20 protein-coding genes are annotated in these 22,217 nt (G+C 58.2%); 2 read left to right on the top strand and 18 right to left on the bottom strand.

Annotation, left to right across the window (positions count from 1 at the left end):
* The 14 genes from AB1805_13070 to purF form a co-directional block, all read right to left on the bottom strand.
* A partial coding sequence (locus AB1805_13070; GenBank protein MEW5746357.1) for an MCP four helix bundle domain-containing protein occupies nt 1-1,036 on the bottom strand: 1,036 nt, incomplete at its 3' end.
* Between the two features lie 97 nt (nt 1,037-1,133).
* Nucleotides 1,134-1,553 (bottom strand): STAS domain-containing protein, encoded by a 420-nt coding sequence (locus AB1805_13065; GenBank protein MEW5746356.1) that lies wholly within the window; start codon nt 1,551-1,553, stop codon nt 1,134-1,136.
* 198 nt (nt 1,554-1,751) lie between these two features.
* Nucleotides 1,752-3,062, bottom strand: a complete 1,311-nt coding sequence (locus AB1805_13060; protein MEW5746355.1) for a sigma-54 dependent transcriptional regulator — start codon at nt 3,060-3,062, stop codon at nt 1,752-1,754.
* Nucleotides 3,059-4,837, bottom strand: coding sequence for a PAS domain S-box protein (locus tag AB1805_13055; GenBank protein ID MEW5746354.1), 1,779 nt, complete (start codon nt 4,835-4,837; stop codon nt 3,059-3,061). The genes AB1805_13060 and AB1805_13055 overlap by 4 nt, the downstream gene beginning before the upstream one ends.
* Nucleotides 4,838-5,164: 327 nt before the next feature.
* Entirely contained in the window at nt 5,165-5,479 is a 315-nt protein-coding gene (gene cutA, locus AB1805_13050) for a divalent-cation tolerance protein CutA (GenBank protein ID MEW5746353.1), read from the bottom strand.
* A 101-nt stretch (nt 5,480-5,580) separates the two neighbouring features.
* Nucleotides 5,581-5,802, bottom strand: a complete 222-nt coding sequence (locus AB1805_13045) for a sulfurtransferase TusA family protein (GenBank protein MEW5746352.1) — start codon at nt 5,800-5,802, stop codon at nt 5,581-5,583.
* Nucleotides 5,803-5,842: 40 nt separating this feature from the next.
* Nucleotides 5,843-6,292: a hydrogenase iron-sulfur subunit gene (locus AB1805_13040; protein MEW5746351.1), complete on the bottom strand. Its 450-nt coding sequence runs from the start codon at nt 6,290-6,292 to the stop codon at nt 5,843-5,845.
* Nucleotides 6,289-8,250: a CoB--CoM heterodisulfide reductase iron-sulfur subunit A family protein gene (locus AB1805_13035; protein ID MEW5746350.1), complete on the bottom strand. Its 1,962-nt coding sequence runs from the start codon at nt 8,248-8,250 to the stop codon at nt 6,289-6,291. The genes AB1805_13040 and AB1805_13035 overlap by 4 nt, the downstream gene beginning before the upstream one ends.
* A 1-nt stretch (nt 8,251) precedes the next feature.
* Nucleotides 8,252-8,740 (bottom strand): hydrogenase maturation protease, encoded by a 489-nt coding sequence (locus AB1805_13030; protein ID MEW5746349.1) that lies wholly within the window; start codon nt 8,738-8,740, stop codon nt 8,252-8,254.
* A gap of 22 nt (nt 8,741-8,762) precedes the next feature.
* A complete protein-coding gene (locus AB1805_13025; protein ID MEW5746348.1) occupies nt 8,763-10,250 on the bottom strand; it encodes a Ni/Fe hydrogenase subunit alpha in 1,488 nt (495 codons plus the stop codon).
* Nucleotides 10,247-11,236, bottom strand: a complete 990-nt coding sequence (locus AB1805_13020) for an NADH:ubiquinone oxidoreductase (protein ID MEW5746347.1) — start codon at nt 11,234-11,236, stop codon at nt 10,247-10,249. The genes AB1805_13025 and AB1805_13020 overlap by 4 nt, the downstream gene beginning before the upstream one ends.
* A gap of 11 nt (nt 11,237-11,247) precedes the next feature.
* Nucleotides 11,248-12,591: a methyl-accepting chemotaxis protein gene (locus AB1805_13015; protein ID MEW5746346.1), complete on the bottom strand. Its 1,344-nt coding sequence runs from the start codon at nt 12,589-12,591 to the stop codon at nt 11,248-11,250.
* A gap of 273 nt (nt 12,592-12,864) precedes the next feature.
* Nucleotides 12,865-13,992, bottom strand: a complete 1,128-nt coding sequence (locus AB1805_13010; protein ID MEW5746345.1) for an aminopeptidase — start codon at nt 13,990-13,992, stop codon at nt 12,865-12,867.
* Between the two features lie 77 nt (nt 13,993-14,069).
* On the bottom strand, nt 14,070-15,491 hold the full coding sequence (gene purF / locus AB1805_13005) for an amidophosphoribosyltransferase (protein MEW5746344.1): 1,422 nt from the start codon (nt 15,489-15,491) through the stop codon (nt 14,070-14,072).
* A gap of 197 nt (nt 15,492-15,688) precedes the next feature.
* Here purF and uvrB point away from each other — a divergent pair, with 197 nt between their 5' ends.
* Nucleotides 15,689-17,755: an excinuclease ABC subunit UvrB gene (gene uvrB / locus AB1805_13000; GenBank protein MEW5746343.1), complete on the top strand. Its 2,067-nt coding sequence runs from the start codon at nt 15,689-15,691 to the stop codon at nt 17,753-17,755.
* Between the two features lies 1 nt (nt 17,756).
* On the opposite strand, the gene AB1805_12995 is transcribed toward uvrB, so the two are convergent.
* From AB1805_12995 to AB1805_12985, 3 genes are all read right to left on the bottom strand, one after another.
* Complete coding sequence (locus AB1805_12995) at nt 17,757-18,314, bottom strand: hydrolase (GenBank protein ID MEW5746342.1); 558 nt, start codon at nt 18,312-18,314, stop codon at nt 17,757-17,759.
* A 91-nt stretch (nt 18,315-18,405) separates the two neighbouring features.
* Entirely contained in the window at nt 18,406-18,942 is a 537-nt protein-coding gene (locus tag AB1805_12990; protein MEW5746341.1) for an adenylyl-sulfate kinase, read from the bottom strand.
* 130 nt (nt 18,943-19,072) lie between these two features.
* Nucleotides 19,073-19,861, bottom strand: a complete 789-nt coding sequence (locus AB1805_12985) for an FRG domain-containing protein (GenBank protein MEW5746340.1) — start codon at nt 19,859-19,861, stop codon at nt 19,073-19,075.
* A gap of 138 nt (nt 19,862-19,999) precedes the next feature.
* Between AB1805_12985 and AB1805_12980 the strand changes: the two genes are divergently transcribed.
* The gene (locus AB1805_12980; GenBank protein MEW5746339.1) at nt 20,000-21,160 is read left to right on the top strand and encodes a DUF1207 domain-containing protein; all 1,161 of its coding nucleotides are present in this window, start codon (nt 20,000-20,002) and stop codon (nt 21,158-21,160) included.
* A gap of 240 nt (nt 21,161-21,400) precedes the next feature.
* Here the strand turns inward: AB1805_12980 and AB1805_12975 are convergent, their stop codons facing one another.
* Nucleotides 21,401-22,087 (bottom strand): hypothetical protein, encoded by a 687-nt coding sequence (locus AB1805_12975; protein MEW5746338.1) that lies wholly within the window; start codon nt 22,085-22,087, stop codon nt 21,401-21,403.
* Nucleotides 22,088-22,217 lie beyond the last annotated feature (130 nt).

The following is a 22,217-nucleotide window of genomic DNA, read 5'->3' as shown; positions in this document are numbered from 1 at the left end:
TCACTGCTTCGACCACGGCTTTGCCGCTCTCCTGTGCGTCTTTGGCCGACTTTATCGCGATCTTCTCGGTCTGCTGCGCATTGTCGGCGTTCTGCTTGATATTGGAGGACATCTGCTCCATCGAGGAGGAGGCCTCTTCGGCTGCGGCAGCCTGCTCGGTGGCGCCCTGCGACATCTGCTCTGCACTGGCGCTCAACTCCTGGCTCCCCGAAGCAACATTGTCGGCGGCACTCTTTACATCAGCAACGATCTCCCTGAGTTTCTCGGCCATACGGTTCATGGTGGCGGCGAGCTCTCCGACCTCATCTTTCCTCTCCAGATCGATACTCTGGTTGAGATCACCGTTGGCAATAGCGGTCGCGAACGCCACCCCTTTCTTCAGCGGCACGCTGATCATACGGGAGATGAAGATGCCGAGCCCGATGGCGACGGCCACGCCGATGGCGGCGAGCGTAAACGCTGTCGACACCGCAGCTCTTGCCGTGGCTGAATTATTATCGGACTTCTGCTTCGCCTGGCCGACCTTCAGCTCGAACAGCTTGCCTACGGTTTCATCTATTGTCCGTGCCAGCGCCGCGCCTTCGCCCCGCATGAGCTTCAGGGCCTCGCTGTTCCTGCGGTCCATTGCGAGCTTGATGATCTGGTCCTGAAGAGGCCCGTACTTTTGTAGGGCATCCTTGAGCCTGGCCGTCTCTTTTCTGATCTCCTCGCTTCTAATCGAGGTCTCGAACCTTGCGATACCGTCCTCCATGACTTTTTCGAGCTCATGAATGGTCATTTCGTTCTTTTTCATTTCTTCCGTATTATCGTTGATGATGATATCCCTGAGGTTCACGCGTATCCTCTGGTAAGCAACGGCAACGTCGCCCAGCTCTCCCAGCGGCTTCGTGTTCAGCTCATACATTTCGATATCGGCCTCTTCGATTTTTTTGATATTGGTGATGCCGACGTAGCCGATTATCCCTGCGATGAACGCCACCAGGAAAAAACCCGATAGAAGCTTCGTACCGATCTTCAGGTTGTAATACCACTTCATTGCTATCCCTCCTCCAGATGCCAGATGCCGGATGCCGGATGCCGGATGAATGTTTTTACGAGCCCCCGTGCCCATAAAAAGCCACGCAACTGTTTCCTTATTCTCTTGCCGTCACCTCCCCGTCCTCCCTGGGACATAATGCTGCGGAGCAGCAGATGACGGCATCACGTCTCATTCCTATGCACGGGCCTATGCACGGGCCTATGCACGGGCCTATGCACGGGCCGACACGCGGGGCCGGGCAGTCAGGCGGGCACGCAGGAGCAGGCGGATCGAAATGGCTGCCGATGAGCGTGATATATTTTTTCGTTATCGTTGCGATATGCCGTGCGGAGCAAAGGATACGCATGCAGGCGCGATCGACAGAGGTGACCCGCTCGAAGTCGACAATGACATGCTCGAAACGGGTAAAGGCTTTAATGAGATGCCCCTTCAGCTCACCGGCATGCGCCTCGGTGAGCTGACCGGCAGCCCTCAGGACTCCTACCTTTTCCGCCTCTTCCCTGAAGTCGATCACGAATGAACCACTCCCTCCTTTTCGGATAAATACGGCGGGGGTTGCTCTTTCAAGAACGGTGCCATCCGAGGGACTCTCTATTAATCTGCTGAAAGATAAGGGAACCCATGGAAGGAGAAATAAGAAGATGTTCTCATTCTGCACATTTCCGGGCGCGATATTCTCAGAATGAGAACCCGGGGCTGCAATAAGGCAGACTCAGAGTTTCTTAAGTTTGCGGTAGAGTGTTGCCCGCGATATGCCCAGGGTTCCGGCGGCTTTCTTCGTGTCGCCGTTGAATCGTCTGAGCGCCTCTCTGATGGAGGCCGTCTCGAGGGATTCCAGGCTCTGGATGTCCTCAACGCTCTTCAAAGGATCGGCGGCTGTGCCGATGCCGGGGAAGTGCCCGGGCTGCAGAGCACCTCCGCGCGCAAGGAGGAGCGCCCGTTCGATCACGTTCCTCATTTCCCGTATGTTGCCCGGCCATGCGTACGATTGGAGCAGCTGGAGGAGCTCCGGGGAGAGGGACGCCTCGGGAGCGCCGAGGAGCGCAAGGATATGGTGCGCCAGAGGCGGTATATCCTCGGGTCTCTCCCGCAGCGGCGGAAGGTGAATGGGGAACACATAGCTGCGGAAATAGAGGTCTCTGCGAAAGGTCCCCTGCTCCACCTCACGGGAGAGGTCTTTATTGGTGGCGCAGATGAGCCGGAACTCGCTCCTGCGCATCTTGACCTCGCCGAGACGGCGGAAGTGCTTCTCCTCGATCACCTTCAGGAACTGCGCCTGCACGCCGGGGTCCATGTCCCCGAGCTCGTCGAGAAAGAGCGTTCCCCTGTCGGCGACCTCGATCAGCCCCTGCCGGTCCTGCAAGGCCGAGGTAAAGGCCCCCCGGGCATGGCCGAAGAGCTCGCTCGAGAGGAGCTCGCCGCGGAGGCTGGAGCAATTGACCTCGACGAACGGCTCCCTGGCGCGGCTGCTGTTCTCATGAATCCATCGGGCGTAAACGCCCTTCCCGGTCCCCGTCTCTCCGAGGAGCATCACCGGGGAATCGCTCGCGGCCGCAACCGTCGCCAGGTCCTGCATGTTCCGCATAACCGCGCTTTCGCCGAAGTAAGGCTGCTCGCTCTTGACGGTGCGCTGGCAGAAAGAGCTGCGGCGTCTCATGACGCCGAGCTCGAGGCTCTTTCTCAAGAAGACGTCGAGGTCCGCCATGTTGACCGGCTTGGTCAGGAAATTATCCGCCCCGCGGCGCATCGCCTCGACCGCAAGCGGGATATCGCCGATCCCGGTGATGATGATGAGGGGAACCGCAGGACAGCTTTCCCTTAAGTCCACGATGAAGTCGAGCCCGCTGCCGTCGGGCAGGTTCAGGTCGAGCAGGACCGCATCGAAGCGCTGCGCCAGAAGCGCTTCGCGGGCTTCGGACAGATTCGCAGCCCCCGTGATGCTGTACCCGGCGCCGGTAAGGTACTTCGAGAACCCGAACTGGATTCCGGGCTCGTCGTCGATGAGCAGAACGGCGGGGTTCATGCTGCTGCATCCCCTGCTGCTGCATTCTCTGCTGCCGGCAGCGTGAACGATGCCGTACAGCCGGGCGGCGGGTCGTTGTTCCCTATCGTTACCTCGCCGCCGAGAGACTGGACGATGTGCTTGACGACGCTGAGCCCCAGCCCGGTTCCTCCCTTCCGCAAGGTAAAGAACGGCTCGAAGACACGGGGAAGGGCATCCTGCGCTATCCCTGTCCCCCGATCGATAATGCGCACCTGTACCGTCTTCGGCGTCGCTGCTATCTCCACCGTAATCTCGCTTGCCTCCGGGCTGTGCTGGGCCGCGTTCTCGATGAGATTCAGCACTACCTGCTGGAGCCGGGCGCCGTCCGCGACCACATCGCTGCATGTCCCGGCGGGCGGGGCGACGAGCCGGACGCAGCGCCCTTTGTGCGCGGTCGACCTGCTCCACAGCTCTATTGCAGCGGAGCAGAGGGTGACGAGAGATTCGCGATACAGCTGTGCGGGCCGGATCGGCTTGCCGAGATCGAGGAGCTCGCGCATGAGCGTCGAGAGCCGGTTCACCTGTATATGTATGTGATCGAGAAACGGTTTGTATTCCTGCGCTGATCCGAGATCCTGGACGAGAGCCTCGGTAACGGCAATGATCGCATTCAGCGGATTCCTCACCTCGTGCGCCACGCCTGCGGCAAGCTGGCCCAGGACCTTCATCCGCTGCCCCTCGCGGAGCTGCTCTTCCACCCGCTTTCGCTCGGTGATATCGCGCACACTGGCCATGATCGCATCGCTCAGGTCGAGCTGTATCCGCCGGAGGAAGACCTCCACGTCGAAGGTGGCGCCGTCATGAGGGCGGCGCGCTTTCCACTCGAAAAGCTGGGGCTCTCCCGCAAGCGCCCTGCTCCATAGCTGCGGCGCCAGGGCGAAGGGGTTATCGGGGCTCGAAAAGAACAGTACCGGAGACGCAAGCGCTTCCTCACGGGTCACCCCGTAGAGCTCCAGCATCTTTTCGTTCACATCGATGATCGTCCCGTCCAGGTGATGGATGAAGATCGCATCGCAGACGCTGTTCAGGATAAGGCGGAGGGACTCCTCGGAATTTCTCAATGCCTCCAGCGTCCGCTCCCGTTCGGTATTATCGGCGAACATGCCTATGACACCGATGACCTCGTTCCTTAAATCATACAGCGGGGTGGTCCAGAGGCTCACGGGCACCGTGGTTCCATCCTTTCTTACGCGGCGCAACTCGAGCCCCTTTCGCAACTCCCCCTGGAGCTCGCGCTCGAGCTGGGAATGGAAGGCTGCCCGTTCGTGTTCCGGCACGATAGGGAGCGGCCGGTCTATCACTTCTTCCTCGGTCCAGCCGAAGAGCTGCTCTGCGGCCCTGTTCCAGACGATGACATTTCCCCTCTTGTCGAGTACGCCGATGGCGAGCGGCGAGGTCTGGATGAGCGTATTGAGCATCTCGTTCGTCCGGCGCACCTTCGCCTCTGCGCGCTTCCTGTCCGTGACCTCGCGGGAATGCACCAGGACCTGCCCGCTGCCGAGCGCCACCACTGCGGCTTCGAAATGGCGGGATCCGCTGGTATATTCGAGAGCGACCGGGGCGGTGCTGCTCTGCGCCAGCGTTACTGCGGCATCGAGTGTCCGCGCGATCTCCGCAGGGAGCGCCTGATCAAGCCGCTTCCCGATAAGGTGCTCGAGAGGGACGCTCAGGGAGGAAGGGTCGCCGGAGTGGTACTTGAGAATGACGCCGCGTTCGTCGAGCCAGAGATAGAGATCGGGAGAGGCCTTCAGCACCGCCCCCGGACCGGCGGCGCGCTGAAGGTGATCGGAATAATTGCTTACGCTATCCAGTGCTGCTCAAAAGAGCTCTCGCCCGGCAGGCCGGACGGGAGCAGCTTTCCCCCGTATATATAACCACGAGTCATGCACGCCGGAAACATACCCTTATTCAGGCGAAGGCTTGGCACGCGGTGTCAAGGCTGTTAATACACTGCTCTCGGCATAAGGACGTACTCCTCATGCGCGACACATCCGACGGTATGTTATACGGTTTCCGACCGAGAGCTGTCAAGATGCCGGCGGCGCGAAGCGGTACCCTGCCCGGGAGGCGAGGGCGGCCGGCTAGCCCGTCACCTCGCCCAGCCAGCAGAGATAATCCTCCGAGCCCGCGACCACGGGCAGGGCGATCACTTCGGGAACGGAATAGCGATGGAGCTCCTTGACGCGCCTCTTCAGCGCCTCGAAGAGATGCTTCTGGGTCTTGGCGATCATCAGGACCTCGGCGTCATCCTCGATCTTTCCCTCCCAGCTGTAGACGGAACGGATATTCCTCACGACATTCACGCAGCCCGCAAGCCGCTCGCTGACAAGGGCCCTGGCGATCGTTACCGCGTGGTCCTCGTCAGGCGCGGTGATATAGACGACAAGAGCTTCCATAGGACCTCCCTTACCCAGTAGGTGCGGTGAACAGACGTTCTACAGGGATTATATCGGTTAACAGGGGGGCGCGGCAACGCAGGGAAACGCTGTCGTGCCCTCTAAAACTGGATCTGGCACTTCTTTGCGCCGCCTTCATCCTTGATCCATAAAAGCACCTTTTTGGAGCGTGTGCACCAGTCCCTTACATCTTTCTCAAACGTCTGGCAGTCGGCAGTGACTTCGAGCACGTCTCCGGGCTGCATCTTCACCGCCATCGCCGTCACCTTTAAGGTCGGCTGCGGGCACTTGAGTCCTTTTGCATCAAGCGTCTGGATCGCCATAGTCAGGCCTCCTTGTTCCGAACTGCTCAACTCCGGCGGTTCATACCGCCTTTTCTTCCGGCGTGATTCCCTTAAGGGGGCCGAGCGACGTAACGGCCGCAACCATCTCTGTTATCACGCTGACAAACTTTTCACCCTCTCCTGCCGAGACGTAGTCGAAACGGCAGCGCTCCTCCTCTATGCCGAATTGTTTCATAAGCCGCAGAAGCATGCGGTGGCGCTGAGCTGCCTTGTAGTTGCCTTCCTTATAGTGGCAGTCACCCGGATGGCAGGCGAGGATGAGCACGCCGTCGGCGCCGTTCTCGAATGCGGTCATGATGAACTGCGGATCGACCCTCCCGCTGCACATTACCTTTATGATATTGACGTTCGGCGGATAGGGTGTCTGGGAGGTCCCCGCCTTGTCGGCGCCTGCATAGGAACACCAGTTGCAGAGAAACCCCACTATTTTAGGCTCGAAGCCTTCATCCCGCACTCTCTTTTCGGTCACGACAGCACCTCCTTGATTTCGGACACTATCTCTTCTGTGGTGAAGTGGTTGCCACGGACAGCTCCGGACGGACAGGCTGCCACGCAGGTGCCGCAGCCCTGGCACAAGATGTCGTTCACTGCCGCGCGCTCCCGTTCTGCATCGAAGGATATCGCCTTGTAAGGACATACGGAGATGCAGACCCGGCAGCCCGAGCAGGTGTCGGTGTCTATGACAGCGGTAATCGGCCTTATCTCGAGCTTTCTTCCCGCAACAAGTCCTGAGAGGACATACCCCGCAACCGCCATGCCCTGTGTCATCGCTTTCTGAATGTCCATTGGCGCCTGGCAGGTCCCCGCAAGGTATATCCCCTTTATCTTGCTCTGCGCGGAATCCATTCTCCCGTGCAGCTCCTCGAGAAAGCCGAACTTGTCCTGCGCTGTTTCGAGCATTGCGCCGAGCCTTTCCGTCCCTTTTGTGGGGACAACGGCGGGGCAGAGTATCACCATATCGACCGCAGCAGCATCCTTCTTCCCGGTCGCGTCTTTGAATGTAACGGTTTTCTTACCGTTCTGCCCGGTTATGGTCAGGTCGTTGATGTCGGCATATCTGATGAATGTCGTATCGGGGCTCTCTTTTGCCTGGTAGTAGAGGGTAGCCTCTTCTTTGCCGGGCACCGCGAGCTCTTTGTAGAAGTGGTAGAGTTTTGTCCCGGGCAGCTTCTTCTCCATGAGATGGTTGAACTTGAACGCATACTGACAGCATATGCCTGAGCAATACTCTTTATGGCTTTTATCGAGACTGCCGACGCAATGGACAACGGCAACGGCTTTCGGCTGCTCACCCTCGGCGGTCCTGATCTCGCCGTCGGTGGGACCGTTTGAGGCGGCGATCCGTTCGAACTCAAATCCGGTGTATACGTCGGAAATTTTGCCATATCCGAGATTCGGAATTTTCTTGCAGTCATACACATCGGCTCCGATCGCAACGACGATAGCGCCGACGGTCCGTTCGATGACCTTTTCTGTGTCGTCGAATAGTATAGCGTCTTCCATAGGGCAGGAGTCTTTGCAGCGATGGCAGTCTTCTCCTTTGAATCGAAGGCAGTGCTGTGTATCTATGTACGGAGCGTTCGGCAGCGCCCCGTTAAAGGGCAGAGCAATTGCCTTTTTTTCACTAAGTCCGCAATTGAAACTGTTCTTTGCTGCAACAGGGCAGGGCTCAAAGCATTCCTGGCAGCCTATGCATTTGCGGATATCGACATAGCGCGGGTGCTGTTTGATCTTTACCGTAAAGTTGCCGTAAGATCCGACAACCTCTTCGACTTCAGCAATGGTGAGCACTTCTATATTCTCGGCATGCTCTCCATGCAGGATATCGCCGAGCAGCGGCTCGAGCATGCAGGGACCGCACTCCATGGTGGGGAAGAGCTCTTCAAAGCGCACCGGCATACCGCCGAGGACCGGCGTCTTTTCGACAACGACCACTTTTCTGCCCGATTCGGCAATGCTCAATGCGGCCTTGAGCCCTGCAGGGCCGGCGCCGATGACGAGCACATCCGGGCAGATATCGATCTCTCTCTTTTCGAGCGGATCGTGGAGCGCAACCCTTTTCATGGCAGCGCTTATGGAGCGTGCCGCCTTCTCCGTAGCCTTTGCCTTGTCTTCCGTAACCCATGCAATCTGCTCCCGGGCATTCACCATCTGCATAAGGTAGGGATTAATGCCGGCCTGCGACAGCACTTTCATGAAGGTGTTCTCGTGCTCGCGGGGGGAGCAGGCGGATATGACGACCCGCTCTACGGTATTGTCCTTGAGATCCTTTTCCAGGAAAGCCTTGCCGTCTTCGGAGCACATGAAATCGACCGTCTTGAAGACGACGTCGCCGGGCAGCTGCTGTACGCGCGCTTGCACCTGCTCGGCATCGATTTTGTCCGAAACATTTGATCCGCAGTTGCAGAAATATACGCCGATTCTCATATTACCACCTCGCATGATTGTTCGCGCAGTCCGAGAGGCCCAGGTCTTGTAAAATGCAGGAAACCACGGCAGGTACCGCTTGTGCGACGGCCTCCGAAAGACCTTCGCTGAAGGTCTCGACATCCTTCGCCTCGATTCCCCAGATATCGATATGCTCAGGCAGGGGGACATCGAGCATCCGGCCCATTTCAAGGGCGGTGGGGAGGTTCATGTCATGAACAGAGACGGTGTTTCTCGTCGACACCAGGTCTGAAAGTGAGAGCCGGTAATATCTTCCGGGCTCGCTGTGTTCCGTGACGACAGCGTCAATGATTACCGCCCTGTCATATCCTGTCATGGCGTCCATGAGCCGGATGCCCCCGGCGTATACTTCGGTAATATCGATGCCGCTGCAGCCGTTCAGTGTATGGTGCAGAGCTCTTGATACTTTTATCCCGACGCTGTCGTCGGAGAGAATCGGGTTTCCCAAGCCTATGATGACCGTCTTCATGGTCGATCCCCTTCAGCGTTTCTTATGAATCCCGTCTGAACGTTCTGATAATCTCGCCGCTGTTGCTTCGTATTGTCACGATCAACGGCATCTTTCCCGGCAGAGAATGTGTAGCGCAGGAGAAACAGGGATCGTAGAGCCTGAAGGCCATCTCGATCATGTTGAGCAACCCCTCTTCAACCACTTTGCCCTTGGTGATCAACTTCTCCGCAGCCCTTTTCACGGACAGTGATATCGGCGCGTAGTTATTCGTCGTCCCGACGATGAGGTTGACCTTGGTGAGAACGCCTTTCTCATCGGAGACATAGTGATGGGTAAGGGTCCCCCTCGGCGCTTCGACCGAGCCGACACCCTCGCCTTTGATGCCGCTTGGTATGGTCCGCACCTCGGGAGACGTGATCTCCGGGTCGACCGCGAGCTCGAGCATGTGCTCGGCGGCATAGAGGAGCTCGATGAGCCTGGCCCAGTGGGTTGCAAGGCGGTGATGGATAGGCTGGTATCGTCCATCTGTCTTTTTGCATCCGAAAGTCTCGTACATTCTCTCGAAGTGCTCCTGCGCCCTCGGCGTAGCCATGCTGTCGGACACATTAAGCCGCGACAACGGGGTGGCGCAATAGACGCCGCTGTCCATACCGTCGACGAGGCCTTTCCATCCTACCTTTTTGAGATAGGGGAATTTCAGATAGGTCCAGGGCTCGACGCGCTCGGCGATATGGCTCGTGTATTCGCGGGGATGATACGTGACGAGCTCTTTTCCCTCTGGATCCACCACTCTGATCATGCCGTCATAAAAATTGACTCTATCGTGTTCGTCGACAGTTCCCATGTAATAGGTTTTATGCAGGTAGATATCCGAGGTGACGAGGTCGAGGTAGCGTTTGTTCTTCAAGACGATATCATCGAAGGCCTTGAGCGAAAAGAGGGCGAAGTCGATATTCTGCCGAGCGATCCCCTCGATTTCCTGCCGCTCTTCCTCGGAAATGCTTCTGCTCCAGCCGCCCGGAAGACCTGCGGTGGGATGGACGCCTCTTCCACCGAGCATTTTGATGACATGATGATTTCTCGCCCTGCAGTCGATGACCTGCTTTCCGATATCGAGTCCCACCTTTTTGATAACGCCGAGGATATTCCTTTCAGCAGGGGGCGCATCAGGGCCGACGATGAAGTCAGGACCTCCCAATGCATAAAAGTGCGTGGTGTGGTCGGTGACGTAGAACGACATATAAAGGAGTTCCCGTATTTTCTTTGCTGCCGGGGGCGGCTCAACCCCGAAAAGCTCATCCAGCGCCTTCACTGACGCCAGGTGGTGCGCCTCGGGACAGACGCCGCAGATCCTGTTGGTGATGACGGGCATGTCTTCTGCAAGCCTTCCTATGGAGAACTGCTCGAAGCCCCTCAATTCAGGGATCTGAAAATAGGTATTGGCGACATCTCCGTCCTCGTTGAGGAATATCTCGATCTTGCCGTGCCCTTCGAGACGCGTGATCGGGTCTATGGTTATCTGTTTCACGCAATCCTCCCTCTGAGTATCGAGCCCGACAGGCTGTACTTGTAAAAGGTCCCGGCAAAATCGGGAATAGCATCGATGATTTTATCGACTCTCCGCGCGATCTCGTCCTCTGATAATCCCTTGGTATCACCGATGTCGACGATCGATCCCAGCGCGGCGACCATTTTTGCCCCCTGGTCCATCACCCCTGCGGGGGGGCCGTAGCAGCCGGTGCAGGGCATGTTGACCCTGGGACAGAGCCCGCCGCAGCCGCTGCGCGTTGCGATCCCCATGCAGAGAAGGCCCTGCTCGAGGAGGCACTTCTTTGCATCCGGAACGATTTCATAGGTCCTGTAAAACTTCTTTATCTTTTTATCTTCCTTCTCTCTTTCGCACTCATCGCAGACCGCCGACATGCCGGCGCCGATCACGCTTCCTGCCGGAGGGAGCGGGCCGCCCTGGACAATGGCTTCGACAACATTCCATATCTGGTGGGGTTCGGGCGGACATCCCGGAATAAAGTAATCCACCGGCACTACCTGTGCCAGCGTTTTCACTTTATCGAAAAACGCAGGGATGCGGAGCGAACCCTCTTTGACGTTTACCTCAGTCTGCGGGACCACGCCACCCGGATTATCAATAGAGGGGTTATTGAGGTATATGGTTTTGAAATTGTCCTCGGCAGCATGCAGATTGCTGAGGCCGGGAATGCACCCGCCTGAAGAGCATGAGCCAAAGGCAACCAGCAACCGGGATTTCTTCCTCAGCAAGCGGGCCATCTCCTCATTCTCCTCTGTCCTGACCGCGCCGTTGAAGAGCGTGATCGCGATGCTCTTGTCCGGCAGTGCCTCGATGTCCTTCTTCTTGGTGTCGAGAAGGCATGGACAGAACATGAAATCAAAGCTTGCGTCGACGCTGAGGATCTTTTCGTTTATATTGACCAGCGAAATCTCGCATCCTCCGCACGATGATGCCCAGTACATGCTCAGCTTAGGTTTTTCCGTCATACCGTTCCCTTTCAGATTTTATAGGCGTTGACTGCGCCGGACGCCTCATCCATGGAGCCGACCATTCTGAGGACCGTCTCGGTCATTTCGGCCGCCGTCGTCGTCAGCTGCTCGGATTCCCGAGACACTTTCGTCGTCGCTTCGTTCAGCTGTCTCATGGATGCGCTCTGTTCCTCGACTGCCGAAGCGAGGTTGTCGATAGCCCCTTTGATCTGGACCGCCTGCTCCTGGATACTGCTGTTCGCCCCCACGATCTGCTCCACAACCCGTACCCCGGTGACGACCTTGTCCTCGGTCTCATTGATGAGGGTGACGACATCCTGGGTCGCCTTGCCTACCCGCTCGGCGAGCTTTCTCACCTCGTCCGCAACTACGGCAAACCCCCTCCCCTGCTCGCCTGCGCGCGCTGCCTCTATGGCGGCGTTAAGGGCGAGCAGGTTGGTCTGGTCCGCTATATCTTTGATGACCGTGATGATCGTGGTTATCTGCTTGGTGCTGTGCTGAATGCGCTGGATCGACTCGGAGAGTGCCGCCATCTGTATGGCGTTATCTGCGATAGCGCTCACTATCTTATCGACATTCTCTTTCGAATGCGCGCCGAGCTCCGCAATATAATTGATGGTCCTCGTGTTTTCCTCGACCGCCCGCATCGACTGCGCGAGCTCGGCGTTCTGCCCCTGGGTAGCCGATCCGAGGTCGTTGACCTGGCCGATTGCGGTTGCGACATCGTTCGAGGTCTCGATGAGGGATTTCTGGATAACCCTCAGATCGCCGGCCATCATGCCCATGACCTCGCCGAGCTCTGCTGCAAAGCGGGAGAGCCGAGTGGTCTCTCCGTCTTTTGAAGCGAGCTCTTTGATTTCATCGGCATTGGTCATGTCGCGATTCTTCAAGTCGGAGAGGTAGCGGGAGGTCGAGCTCAAGAACGTATCGAAGGAGGCGGATGTCTCGTTCAGCCTCTGGGTGATCGTCCCTATCTCATCCCCGGACCGTACCGGAGCCTTGCGAGAGAAGTCCCCTTTTTCCAGGTGCCCCGAGAGCTCGTGCAGCCGCTTCAGGGGATTGATAACCACGCTCATGAGAGCGAAATAGAAGAGGACTGCTGCAGCCGCGAACACGACAGCGGTGATCGCAAGGGAGGCGGCCCTGGCAGAAGCGAGCTCCTCCCGCAGCCTGGCGGTCTCGGCTGCGCTTACCCCGGTTGAAGCTGCCTGCACCGCACTATCATAAGTGCTGACGACTTTCTCAGAGGTCTGCCAGGTGATGATGAGAGGCACTGCGAGGACGACGGCCATAAAGAGGCAGCCGAGGGCCAGCTTAAGCTTGATGCCGAGCGACAGGATTCTGGATACCATGCTATCTCCTCGTCAGAGCCACGTAGTCATCCCCCCGACGGCCAGCACTATTCATGAATTAAGAATCCATGGGGTCATGCTCATTAATATTCGGGGGTTGCATTGATAACTTGAGCTTTATTGTCTTTCAGCCGCAACCATTAGTTGCACAATCAATGAACTATTTTGTAATGGGCTGCCGGGTGAATACCCGGAGCAGATGCCTTTTGGAGGATGGAAAAGGGCGGCGTAGCAGGATAGCGGTGGATGGAACGATGGGGAAGTGAGCGTCCGTTATAGGAGCAATTTCCCCTCGTTGAGCAGCACAACCCGGTTATTCTCTTTCGTCCTCAACACCACCGTCGGTTTGAAGAAGACGAAGTCCTGGTGAAACGGCGCCTTTACGGTGCCGCCGAAGGTGCTGTTGTCGCCGAGCGCTATGTGGATAGTGCCGAGGATCTTTTCGGATTCGAGGATATTGTCGGGCCTGCGCGCGCGGCCGTTGGTGCCGATGCCGAGCTCGGCGATGGTGCGGTTTTCCTCCCGTTCGTTCAGCCTGATCCGGAGGGTTTCGGCAAAGGGGTCGTCGCCGGTGATGTCCTGCACCATGCCGTTCTTTATTACAAGCGTTACGGGTGAAGAGAGCTCGTGGGTCGGCGCCCAGTCGAGCACCAGCTTCCCCTCTGCAGTGCCTTCCAGCGGGGCGAGGAAGGCCTCGCCTGCGGGGAGGTTGCCGAATGCGCCGGGCATGGTGAGCATGCCGGTATCGGCCAACGCCTGCCTGCCCTTTTTCGAGAGGGCCAGCGCTGTTCCGTTCGGAGCAGTGATTTCGACGGAATCGGCGCTGTTCAGCATCGCTGCCACCGTCTTTGTCCTTTTTGCCAGCGCCTTCCAGTCCACATTCATCGAGCCCTCGAGCATGCCGATCTCGAAGAGCGGCATGCTCGCATAGCGCGCGCCGCAGCGGCCGGTCAGAAGCTCTCTGAACTTCGTATGGCTCGTCGAGTAGTTGGCCAGGGCGATGACAACGTGGGCTGCGGACCTCCGGTAACGGGCGATGATGACTCCCGCCTTTTCGATCCCTTCAGGGGAGAGCTTCTTTCCGAGGAGCAGCTTCAGAAGTTTTGCTGTCTTCAACGCGGCGACCGCCCGCTCGCCGAACGCGAGGCGCCAGACCTCTTCGGGCGGCTCGGCTCCGTGCGCGCCGGTGGCGGCGTATTCATGGTAGAGGATCTTCTTGGTGAAGGACCTGCCGACCTCTGCGAAGAGGAGGGCGAGATCCCTGAGCCGCTCGCGCCTGCAGCATTCGTTGTTCTGCAGAACTTCGGGAGGGGAAGGGCGATCGGTAAAGACGAGCACCCGCTCCTGCGGCCGTATGCCGAGATTGATTTTATAGATGGAACGAATAGCTTGTGTGATCATGGGGTTACTCTATTATAGCAGCAGAATACCTGGTGGTGCGGGAAAACTTCACCCTGAGAGGAGAAGAAACTGTGCCTTTACGCGAAAGAGAGCGCCATCTGCTCCAGGCTCTCTTTGGGGAACGTGATGGGGTAGTTATTGTCGAAGCAGGCCGAGCAGTAGTCTTCGGGATTGGGGATGATGCTCTTGAGGCCCGGGAGGCTGATATAGGCGAGGCTGTCGGCGGTGATGTATTTCCGGATCTCTTCGATCAGGTGGCTCGACGCGATGAGCTCCTGCCGCGTCGGCGTATCGATGCCGTAGAAGCAGGGACCGATGGTCGGAGGAGAGCAGATCCGCATATGCACCTCTTTTGCGCCGCCCAGCTCCCTGATCATCTTCACGATCTTTTTGCTCGTGGTGCCCCTGACGATCGAATCGTCGACGACGACGACCTTCTTTCCCTGGAGGAGGTCCCGCACGGGATTGAGCTTTATCTTCACCCCGAAGTGGCGGATGCTCTGCTTGGGCTCGATGAAGGTCCTGCCGACGTAGTGGTTCCTGATCAGGCCGAAGTCGAAAGGTATCCGGCTCTCTTCGGCAAAGCCGAGCGCAGCGGGGACGCCTGAATCGGGCACGGGAATGACGATATCGGCATCGATCCCCGACTCCCGGGCGAGCTGCCGGCCCATGTTCTTCCTGACCGTATTGACGCAGAGGTGGTTGAAGATATAGCTGTCCGGACGGGCGAAATAGATGAATTCGAATATGCAGTGGGCCTTTCTCGGGCTGTACAGCGCCTTGAGGGAACGGAGCCCTTTCCGGTTGATGATCACCATCTCGCCGGGCTCGACATCCCGCACATACTCGCCGCCGATGAGATCGAAGGCGCAGGTCTCGGAGGCAACGACGTAGGCGTCATCCACCCTGCCTATGGCGAGCGGCCGGACGCCGAACGGGTCCCTGACCGCGATCATCTCGTCCTCGCGCAGGAAGAGGAGGCTGAAGGCGCCTTTGACGTTCCGCAGCGCCCCGAGGATGCGCTCATACGGATCGTCGCTCTTCGAACGAGCGATGAGATGGAGTACCGTCTCGCTGTCGGAGGTGGATTGGAAGATGGCGCCCTCGGCCTCGAGCCTTTCCCTGAGCTGGTCCACATTCACGAGGTTGCCGTTATGCGCGACGGCGATCGAGCCGAGGGCATAATTCGCCATGAGGGGCTGCACGTTCTTCAGGCCGCCGCCGCCGGCGGTCGAGTATCGGTTATGCCCTATTGCGCTGGTACCCGGGAGCCGCCTGAGCCGCTTCTCGCTGAAGATATCCGCAACGAGACCGATCGCCTTTTCGACGTGGAGCGTCTTGCCGTCGGAAGAACAGATGCCCGCTCCCTCCTGTCCGCGGTGCTGGAGGGCGTAGAGGCCGAGGTAGGTGAGGTTGGCAGCCTCGGGGTGGTTGTAGACACCAAAGACCCCGCACTCTTCATGGATGTCATGAAAAGGCGGTATCCGTCGCCGACACATTCTCTTCTCCATATACTTCAATACTTTGGCCGGGTATTTTTATCGTTCTGTATGCTCGGATCGATACTGCCGGGGGATGCCCCTCTCGCAACGGTTAGAGAAAAAGCACCGTCTTCTTTTATAATAGAGAGTAATGCATGTAACGGAGCACTAACGACCAAGCAGCAACCCTTTACGTAGTATATTACCACAAACGAGTGTCGGAATTTAAATTAAAAACAGAGCTTACCCCCAAGGGCGACCAGCCGAAGGCGATAAGGGATCTTACCGAAGGAATCCGGGGGGACCGCAAACACCAGGTGCTCCTGGGGGTCACCGGGTCGGGCAAGACCTTCACCATCGCCAATGTCATCGCCACGGTCCATAAGCCGGCGATCATCATCGCCCACAACAAGGCGCTGGCAGCGCAGCTCTACGGCGAGTTCAAGGAGCTCTTTCCCGATAACGCGGTCGAGTTCTTCGTCAGCTACTACGACTACTACCAGCCCGAAGCCTACATCCCCTCTACCGATACCTATATAGAAAAAGACTCGATGGTCAACGACGACATCGACCGGCTCAGGCATTCGGCGACCATGTCGATCCTCGAGCGGAACGACGTGATCGTGGTCGCCTCGGTCTCGTGCATCTACGGTATCGGCTCGCCCGAGGATTACCTCGGCATGCACCTCTTCATCGAGGAGGGGATGAGGGTCAGGCGGGACGAGCTGATCGAGAAGCTCGTCGAGATCCTCTACGCCCGTACCGATATCGAGTTCAAAAGGGGGAATTTCAGGGTCAGGGGCGATGTGATCGAGGTCTACCCCGCCTTCTCGCGAGACATGGCGGTCCGCATCGAATTCTTCGGCGACGATATCGACGCCCTGCACGAGTTCGACCCGCTTACCGGGGCGAAGCTGCGGAGAATACACCGCATGGCCCTCTATCCGAACAGCCACTGGATCACCCCCGAAGCGAAACTGAAAAAGGCCTTGTCCGGCATCGAGAAAGAGCTCGAGAACCGGACGCGGGAGTTCCGCAACAGGGGAGAGATCGCGTTTGCCCAGCGCATCGAGCAGCGGACGCGCTTCGACCTCGAGATGCTCAAGGAGTTCGGCTACTGCCACGGCATCGAGAACTACTCGCGCCACCTGAGCGGCCGCCGTGCCGGAGACCCGCCCCATACGCTCCTCGATTACATACGAAGCGGTCCTTCGAACGGCGACTATCTCATGATCATCGACGAGTCCCATGCAACGGTCCCGCAGATCGGGGGCATGTACGAAGGAGACCGGTCGCGGAAGAATACCCTCGTCGAGTACGGCTTCAGACTGCCGTCGGCGCTCGACAACCGGCCGCTCAGGTTCGAGGAGTTCGAAGGCCGCGCCGGGCAGGTGATCTATGTCTCGGCGACCCCGGCAGCCTACGAGATCGAGAAGTCCGGGGGGAGGATCGTGGAGCAGGTGATACGGCCTACGGGGCTGATGGACCCCCCCATGGTGGTGCGGCCCATCAGCGGGCAGGTGGACGACCTCCTCGGCGAGATCCGCGCGCGGGCGGAACGGGGAGAACGCATACTCGTGACGACGCTGACCAAGAAGATGGCCGAAGACCTCACCGATTACTATACGCAGTTGGGGATCAAGGCGCGGTATCTCCATTCCGACATCGACACCCTCGAGAGGATCGAGATCCTGAGGGACCTGCGGCTCGGGGTCTTCGATGTGCTGATCGGCGTGAACCTGCTCAGGGAGGGGCTCGACCTTCCCGAGGTCTCGCTCGTGGCGATCTTCGATGCGGACAAGGAGGGCTTTCTCCGCTCAGAGCGGTCATTGATCCAGACCGCGGGAAGGGCAGCGCGGAATATCAACGGACAGGTCATCCTCTATGCCGACACCATGACGCGCTCGATGCAGAAGGCGATCGGCGAGACCGAGCGGCGGCGCACGCTCCAGGAGGACTACAACAAGCGCATGAAGATCACGCCCGAGAGCATCAAGAGCCAGATCAAGGATATCCTGAGCTCGATCTACGAGGCGGATTACTATACCGTTCCTGCCGTTGCCGAGGAAAAGGTCGAGTACGAAGTGAGCGAAGAGACGATCAAGCAGCTCGAGGCGGAGATGAAAGAGGCTGCAAAGAAGCTCGATTTCGAGAAAGCAGCCGAGCTCCGCGACCGGGTCAAAACGTTGCGGGACGCGATGCTGGCCGTCGGCAGTACGGGCGCCGCCGCAGCCGGACGGCCCGCGAAAAAGGGCAGGATCGCAAGGGCGAAAGGCAGATGAGCTACCGTATCCTCTTCGAAATCGCCTTGAACTCTTCCGTGCCCGCCACCTTCAGCAGCTGGAAGAGCACGGTCTCGGTGCAGGTGACTACTGCGCCGGCATCGCGCATGAATTCCGTTCCCGTTATCCAGTTCTCCTTGGCCCGCGAGCAGACCCCGTCGCGGACCAGGTGGACCGTATAGCCGCTCTTTAGAAGATCGATGCAGGTCTGGAGCACGCAGATGTGGGTCTCCATGCCGGTAAGGAGAATCGTTTTCTTGTTGAGCGCTTTCACGGCAGCGAGGAAATCCGGCTCGCCGCAGCAGCTGAAGGTGAGCTTTTCGACCGGCTGGTACGAGGGCAGCGCCTCCTGGATCTCTTTCACGGTCGGGCCGAGGCCCTTCGGGTACTGCTCGGTGACCGCGACTGGGATGCTCAGCATCTTCGCGAGCTCGACGAGGTGGAGGTTGTTCTTTATCGTCTCCTCCTTGATCTTCTCCTTCATCGCGCCTGCGAGCCTCTCCTGGATATCGACGATCAGGAGCGCCGTATCTTCCTTGACGAGTGAAAACTTCTCCATTGCCCCCTCCGGCAGCACGTTGTATGAACTCTGATTATAGCATTCGGGAAACAGCGGGGCTGATTTAAATTTTTAATAGGATCATTGCCCTTCATTCATTCGGAGAGAAGCGCTCTGCGATGAACGATTCGGCGAGGGCGATGCCCTGTTCGAAGGAGAGTCTGTCCGTCTCGATGGTCACCTCCGGGCTGAGCGGCTCTTCATAGGGCGCCTGGAGGCCCGGCACCGGCCAGCCCGCCTCCCCTTTCCGGTAAATATCCCTCGGGGCGCTGTGGGCATCACCGCGTGCTCTCTCCCGGTCGGTACAGACTTCGATACGGCACTTGAGGTATATCTCCGCATAGCGCGGGATCATCTGCCGGGCGAGGTCGCGCCACTTCCTCATATTTCCCGTGGCATCGATAAGGACATTATGGCCGAGGTCGGCAAGCGTCTTCGCCATATAAACGATAGAGCGATAGACCGTATCCCGCTCCGCCTCGGAATACGTAGGCGTAGGCGTGACCACTTTTCTGAGCTCGTCCATGCGGAGGATAACGAAGTGAGGGAAGCGGCGCTTGATCCCTTCTGCAACGGTGCTCTTGCCGCTTCCCGGCAGGCCGGTTATCCAGATGACGAGTCCGCTCATGGGTAAAGTATACACGAAAAGGCAGCTATCAGCCGTCAGCTTTCAGCAATCAGCTCTCAGCCTTGAGCGTAAAGAGCACCCTTCCTTTTTCTCTGTGCTGACTGCCGAGAGCTGAAAGCTGATGACCGCCTTACTGCATCTTCGGGCTGTACTGCCGTTTCAGCCAGCGGCTGAGGCCGTCGAGGCCGGGGAAGAGGACCCGCTCGGTGATATTCGCCTGGTCGAGCTTATCCCGGATCTCCCACTTCAGCTGGGCGGGGATGACGATCTTCCGCCAGAGGTCGGGATACTCTTTGAGCCACTCGTCGAGGACCGCATGAGCATCGGACATGACCGAGAAGAGGGCGAACTGGTTGACGATCCGGTCGTCCATCGACGGCGGCTCGAAGAAGAGCACGAAATCGTTCTTGCAGAGGTTCGAAAACTCCTCGAGCGAGGTGAGCGATTCAGCGAGCATGCCGACGGTAAACACGTTGGCCCCTTCGAGCTCCAACTGGGCCCGCAGCTTCTGCGGGAGCAGCTGGTGAGCCTTGACATAATTGACCGCCCAGATAACCCCGTCGGCAGCGAACTTGTCGATATTGGCGGTGGCGAAGTGCAGGGCGATGAGCGGCGAGTAGGTCCAGTCGAGGAGCCGCGACGGCAGCCCGTAGTGCTGCGCCACCGAGAGCCAGTGCCAAATGGAGTCGTGCTGCACCACGTTGCGGTGTGCGTACTTTCTGAAATTTCTGAGGAGATGGCGTTCGAGCTCGGCATAAGGGCCTCCCAGCCTGATCAGCGTGGTTGCGAGCGGATACCCTGCATCCGAGAGGCCGCGGAAGGCGTAACGGGAGCGGAAGCGCCCCAGATCGGGGTTCCACGAATCCTCATAGAGCTGCTCCTGGAGCTCGTTCCAGCTGTTGACCCGCATCTCATTCATAACATCTCTCTCCTCAGACAAGAAATGATTATTACTTAAGCATACCACGCTCGCCGCGATCAACTCCTGGGCAGCGAGGGAGACAGCGGGTACTCTACGGCATTGACGGAGCCCTTTTATTGTCGTATAAATTGAGTAATGTACCTGCTTTCCCGGTCAGATATCGCGCCAAAATACCACTGCAGGGTGGCGTGCCTCTTTGCGCTCCTCTGCGCCTGGCTCGCTGCGGTATTCTGCCTCGCGCCTGCCCCGCTCGCTGCGGCAGACGACCGCTTTGCCGCCGGCTATGCAACGGCTATTCTCGAGAGGGAGTTCTCGTTAAAAGCTCCTCGTGTCACCGTGAGCAACGGCATCATGACCGTGAGGGGCGACGAACTGGGGAGTGTAAAAAGGGACCAGGTGCTCAAGGCGCTCTCGGGCATCCAGGGGGTAGTAAGGATCGAGATCATAGAGCCCGGCGCGCAGGCGCCCGCAGCGGTCAGCCTCTCCGAACCGCAGCAGGCGGAAGCCCAGCCCGGAGATGAAGCAGCGGAGATGGGCGAGCTCTTCCCCCGGGGGCGCCTCTTTGCGCCGCTCATCGCCGATCCGCGCTGGCCCCGCTTTTCCGCTGCCTACCATTACTATATCGATGACGACGAGCTCGATAACGTGGGAGCGACGAGCTTCGGAGAGACACTCGTCTTCTACAGGGACGAGTCCCCTGTTGGCGGGCTCTGGGAGATCGGTATCCAGGCAGGGGTCTTTGCGATCTTCGACCTCGATGCCGAGTCCAAGGACCTCATCAATGCAGATTACTGGGTGGGGATACCCCTGAGCTATCGCTACAAGGACTTTTCGGCCCTCCTCCGCCTCTTTCACCAGAGCTCCCACCTCGGCGACGAGTTCCTCCTCAGGAACAGATTGAACAGGGTGAATCTCAGCTATGAGGGAACGGACCTGAAGCTGTCCTACGACATCAGCGATGACCTGCGCCTTTACGCGGGAGGAGGGTATATCTTCCGCAAGGAGCCCCCTGATCTGAAGCCCTGGTCCGTGCAGTACGGCGTCGAGCTGCGGAGCCCCCGGACCTTTCTCAGCCGGACCACGCGGCCGCTCTTCGCCGCAGACTTCAAGAACTGGGAGGAAAACGACTGGAACACCGATGTCTCGGTCCGTCTCGGCCTGGAGTTCGAAAGGCCTACCACCGTCAGCCGGAGGTTTCAGATAATGCTCGAGTACTTCAACGGCAGCTCGCCGAACGGACAGTTCTACAACCGCACCATCAAGTATATGGGCCTCGGCGCGCATTTCTATTTCTGACCGCACGAAACCCTAACCGAAAATTCTAGTGGTCTAAAAGACGAGGAGGTTATGCGGTTTTGAGGGGAATTCCTGGCTCTGGTGCAGCCCATAAAGGCGGAGCCTTTGGGGCGAACCACCAGTGCGGGTGCATTTACGAGAATCGAGTTTAACACCCTTTGCTCTGGAGCAAACGAAGAATAATTCCGCTCAAAAGCGCATAACTTCCTCGTCTTTCCTCATAGGAGAGCACTACCCCTTCTACTCGAATTTCCCGTGTCCTTTTCCTTTATCCTTGTTCTTCTCCTTCTTCCCGTGCTCTTTTTCCAGCTTGCCGTGCTCTCTATCTTTATCTCTTTCTTTGTTCCTGTCTCTGCCTCTTCCTTTTTCCCTTTTCACCTCGTCGTTAATAGCGACAAAGTCCCTTCCCCTGGACCGGAGTTCGATAACCCGTTCGGGCGAATAGCCGTGATACCCCGAGATGAATTTCAGGTTCACGAAGTTGACGACATCGTCGTCATCGAGCCGTATCGCCTTCCACTCCTTCTTCGGCTTCTTTTTATAGTAGCCGTAGGCTTTCCCGTAGGGCGGGCCTGACACCACCTTCACCGGCACATAGTAGATCTCCGGGCTGAGGCCGAAATGGAGGGTGATATCGATCCAGGACATCCCTCTCTGCCTCAGCTCGACGATGCGGGTGTACGGAACCCGCGCCCTCTGCGCGAGGAAGAGCACCACCGGGAGCTCTTCGTCCCGTATCCTCTTTTCTTTGATGATGATGATGACTTCCCTCTGCGGGACATGATAATACTCTCCGACAGCGAGATGAAACCCCCGAAGCCCCTCCTCGCCGATCGATATGCCGACATCGACCTGCGCCTCTGCCCGGCCGGCCATGCCGAAGATCACAACCAGGCCGAGGGCGACAACGAACGCCGTTACTCTCATACAAATCCTCCTTCTCGAGCGGTGCGCACGCCGCCGTTGCTTCATGCCGTAGAGGCAGTGTATAAGAGCGGCCGTATTCTTTTCAAGTAACTATTCACGCAGAGCACGTGCAAATGAAGAAGGCCGGCCA

It is taken from the genome of Nitrospirota bacterium (assembly GCA_040752355.1).
Taxonomy (GTDB): Bacteria; Nitrospirota; Thermodesulfovibrionia; order Thermodesulfovibrionales; family Dissulfurispiraceae; genus JBFMCP01.
The sequence above is the reverse complement of the archived record's forward strand: the minus strand, read 5'-3'. Positions and strand labels throughout refer to the sequence as shown.

Coding starts and splice junctions, on each gene's coding strand:
- AB1805_13060 (MEW5746355.1), bottom strand. CDS start 3,062: ATGAACCCCGCCGTTCTGCTCATCGACGACGAGCCCGGAATCCAGTTC.
- cutA (MEW5746353.1), bottom strand. CDS start 5,479: ATGGAAGCTCTTGTCGTCTATATCACCGCGCCTGACGAGGACCACGCG.
- AB1805_13045 (MEW5746352.1), bottom strand. CDS start 5,802: ATGGCGATCCAGACGCTTGATGCAAAAGGACTCAAGTGCCCGCAGCCG.
- AB1805_13035 (MEW5746350.1), bottom strand. CDS start 8,250: ATGAGAATCGGCGTATATTTCTGCAACTGCGGATCAAATGTTTCGGAC.
- AB1805_13030 (MEW5746349.1), bottom strand. CDS start 8,740: ATGAAGACGGTCATCATAGGCTTGGGAAACCCGATTCTCTCCGACGAC.
- AB1805_13020 (MEW5746347.1), bottom strand. CDS start 11,236: ATGACGGAAAAACCTAAGCTGAGCATGTACTGGGCATCATCGTGCGGA.
- AB1805_13015 (MEW5746346.1), bottom strand. CDS start 12,591: ATGGTATCCAGAATCCTGTCGCTCGGCATCAAGCTTAAGCTGGCCCTC.
- AB1805_13010 (MEW5746345.1), bottom strand. CDS start 13,992: ATGATCACACAAGCTATTCGTTCCATCTATAAAATCAATCTCGGCATA.
- purF (MEW5746344.1), bottom strand. CDS start 15,491: ATGTGTCGGCGACGGATACCGCCTTTTCATGACATCCATGAAGAGTGC.
- AB1805_12995 (MEW5746342.1), bottom strand. CDS start 18,314: ATGGAGAAGTTTTCACTCGTCAAGGAAGATACGGCGCTCCTGATCGTC.
- AB1805_12990 (MEW5746341.1), bottom strand. CDS start 18,942: ATGAGCGGACTCGTCATCTGGATAACCGGCCTGCCGGGAAGCGGCAAG.
- AB1805_12985 (MEW5746340.1), bottom strand. CDS start 19,861: ATGAATGAGATGCGGGTCAACAGCTGGAACGAGCTCCAGGAGCAGCTC.
- AB1805_12980 (MEW5746339.1), top strand. CDS start 20,000: ATGTACCTGCTTTCCCGGTCAGATATCGCGCCAAAATACCACTGCAGG.
- AB1805_12975 (MEW5746338.1), bottom strand. CDS start 22,087: ATGAGAGTAACGGCGTTCGTTGTCGCCCTCGGCCTGGTTGTGATCTTC.